We start from the raw sequence: 2,115 nt of genomic DNA, 5'->3' as shown, positions 1-2,115 counted from the left end.
TAAAAAACAAACAAAAAGTTTTAGCTTAGTCCGAAGTCGGAAACGAAAAGGTTTCCTTAGTTCCGCACTAACTATAGCTGAAACGTTGTAAGTAATTTTAGCATGAAATATCTTCCTTATGAAAAATACACTTTTGAAACGACACTAGACAAAGAGGAAGTTTTTAGACGTATATCGGAGAACCTTGAACCAGAACAAACATTTCGTTCCTTATGGTCTAATAAACAAAAACCATATGAAGGCAAGATTAATGGAAACACCTTCCGGATGAAAAGACTTATAAGATATAGAAATTCATTTCTTCCAGTTCTGATTGCAACCGTTGAATCTAGAGGAGAAAAAAACATCCTAAATGTCAAAATGAGGCTGATGCACTTTGTGCTAGGATTTATGACATTTTGGATGAGTGGTGTTCTTCTCGGACTCATTGCATTTGGAGCAAAATCCATTATGGATGAGTTTACTCCAGTGGTTTTAGTTCCTTTTGGAATGTTATTGTTCGGATATCTTCTGACTACCTTGGCATTTAAGTATGAGAGTAAGAAGTACAAATACTTTATTGAAGAACTGTTAGAATTAAAAGAAAAAACTACTTACAACAAAACCTAAAATTAATGCGGTGGTTTGGTGTTAAGTCAAAAAGTCTGTGTAATTTTATAAGGTCGCCAAATCTGTTGGATTTGACATTTTAATAATAAAAAAAATAAAACGCAAACAAAAAGTTTTGGCTCAGCGCGAAGTCGGAAACGAAAAGTTTCCTTGCCTCCGCACTAACTTTAGCTTAGGCGTTAGGCAAAATTAAAAAAAAACGAATAGTTGATGAACAAAATTTGTGTTTTTTGTGGAAACCCACCTGAAAAAAAGAACAAAGAACACGTTCTTCCGCAGTGGTTATTAAAAATGACAGGTGACCCAAACAGAGTAGTGAAATTTGGAAATAATTACCTTGAAGGGAAAGAAATAATTTTTAGTTGGAAAAGGTTTACTGTTCCATCTTGCACAAAATGTAATGACAAATACGCAAATCTCGAAGGGGAAGTAAGACCTATAGTCGAGAAATTATGCGACAAAATAGAAATCAATTCAAATGAAGCTATTAAGCTTTTGGATTGGTTAGATAAAGTTAGAATTGGACTATGGATAAACTACTATTATTTAGAAAAAAATAAAGCAGGAATAAATCCGAGAATGTTTATTGAAAATAGAATCGGAAGGAAAGATAGGTTTATGCAAATTCAATTCCTTGAATCCAATAAAAAATCGGACGGCTTAAATGCATTCGGTGTAGAAACTTTATCATTTCAATTTAATCCATCTTGTTTTGGTTTAAGAATTAATAATATTTTAATCTTAAATGGTTCGAACGATTTTGTTATTTCTGAAAATTGTGGATTTCCATTTCCAAAGAAAATTGAATCTGTTGAAAACGGAATGCTATCATTAAAGGATTGGCAATATAATAGAACTGTTTCAAAAAAAATTAGTGGATTGAAATTACTTAAAGGCGTATTAACTGTTTTACAACCTATTCAAACTGAAATGAATTATGAAACTAATTATTTTAGTGATTCATATTTAATTCAAAATTGTATCGATAGAGAAAAAAGAATCGGAACACTATTTCGATTTGCTGATGATGACGTAATTCCAATCTATGATTTAAATGCAGAATTATATTTTGAGTCTGTAAAAGGAAAAGACGTTAAAATAATCGGAGAGCTTATATCTAAAGTATATGAAGGACAAAACGCTTTTCTATTAAGAGTAATGTCGGGTAAGGAAGAAACTTTTGAAAGAACAATTGAGTCAAATAAAAAACATATTGAATTTTATAAAGAGTATCATAAAAACTTTGCCTAACAATGGCTATAATTAATACGGGCTTTGGTGCTTAATCCAAAATTTGGGTATATTTATGAAGTCCGCCAAATCTTTTGATTTGGCTTTATAACAAAAAAGATAAAACAAAATAAAAAGATTTGGCTAAGTGCTTAATCGAAAGTTCACTACTTTTAATTTCCGTACTAACCATAGGTACTGTGTTAAAAAACAAGTTTTTTCTTTAATAATTTAGGAAACAGGTTGATTTATCAAACTGTTATCCCGCGCAGCAAG

At 31.1% G+C, this 2,115-nt stretch carries 2 protein-coding genes; both read left to right on the top strand.

What is annotated here, in order from left to right; genetic code table 11:
• The first annotated feature begins 102 nt into the window (after positions 1-102).
• Positions 103-609 (top strand): hypothetical protein, encoded by a 507-nt coding sequence (locus M4I21_RS18395; RefSeq protein ID WP_249560689.1) that lies wholly within the window; start codon positions 103-105, stop codon positions 607-609.
• Between the two features lie 210 nt (positions 610-819).
• Positions 820-1,860, top strand: coding sequence for a hypothetical protein (locus tag M4I21_RS18390; protein WP_249560688.1), 1,041 nt, complete (start codon positions 820-822; stop codon positions 1,858-1,860).
• Positions 1,861-2,115: the final 255 nt, after the last annotated feature.

Source organism: Cellulophaga sp. 20_2_10, from assembly GCF_023476645.1.
Taxonomy (GTDB): domain Bacteria; phylum Bacteroidota; class Bacteroidia; order Flavobacteriales; family Flavobacteriaceae; genus Cellulophaga.
The sequence above is the reverse complement of the archived record's forward strand: the minus strand, read 5'-3'. Positions and strand labels throughout refer to the sequence as shown.